The 774-nt window shown below is 56.8% G+C and carries 2 protein-coding genes; both read right to left on the bottom strand.

All coding sequences use genetic code 11. The features are described 5' to 3' along the window. Window positions 1-641 (bottom strand): YlmH/Sll1252 family protein (locus HOLDEFILI_RS17990; protein WP_006061382.1); only part of this gene is annotated, 641 nt, incomplete at its 3' end. Next, the coding region (gene sepF, locus HOLDEFILI_RS19045; protein ID WP_006061381.1) for a cell division protein SepF at window positions 641-774 on the bottom strand (134 nt) is incomplete at its 5' end. The genes sepF and HOLDEFILI_RS17990, both read right to left, overlap by 1 nt.

Raw genomic sequence — 774 nt, 5'->3', positions numbered from 1 at the left:
CACAGAAAGTCGCATTCATCAAGAATTTTGTGATTCACCGACACTCTCTGCGCCCGGATCCAATCCTGCGCCTTCGCCCGTGACATCCGGCATAATCCCGCAATCACGCAGTCCAGCCGCAGCGCCGTGACGATCACCGTCAGCGCCTGCTTCTTTACGACCGGCTCATACATCATCGACGAGCGTTCCAGACGGATCGACAGCTTATGAATCCGCGTCAGGTTCATACAGACGTAATCTGCCAGCTCTTCGCTGGTGTAGATCACAATCCGGCCCGGCTCAACCCACAGATCCCCAAATTGCGAGCGGTCGAGATCCAGGTTCATCAGCGCGCCTAAAACATCGGGATGCTTTACCTGCACAAATTTATCCGAAATCCGCGCGGTCAAACAGACGATGTCGCTGACGCACGCGTCTTCCTCCGGAGCCAGGATCAGCTTTTTCCGCTCCGCCTCCGCACAGCCGCCGTCCCAGCGGTACGCCAGATCCCACGGCAGAAATGGTTTTAGCGCTTCCTGTTGGGAAGGCGAAAGAAAACAGGAGCGCACCGGCTTGCGGCGCGTCCTGCACTGATCAATCCAGTCTTCCAGCCGGGCCTGCAGCGCGGCTTCGTCCGACTCCGAAAAATGCGGGGTCCGCACTATTCTTCATTGCTGTCCAGGGTAATTTCCCCATGAACGGCAATGGACTTCGGCGTGCACAAAATGACGTTGTGGCCGATCTTCTGAATCGTTCCGTCCAGCGCGAACACAACGCCCGTTAAAAAGTCGATCG

This window comes from Holdemania filiformis DSM 12042 (assembly GCF_000157995.1).
GTDB lineage: Bacteria > Bacillota_I > Bacilli_A > Erysipelotrichales > Erysipelotrichaceae > Holdemania > Holdemania filiformis.
This window is presented reverse-complemented; position numbering and strand designations above follow the sequence as displayed.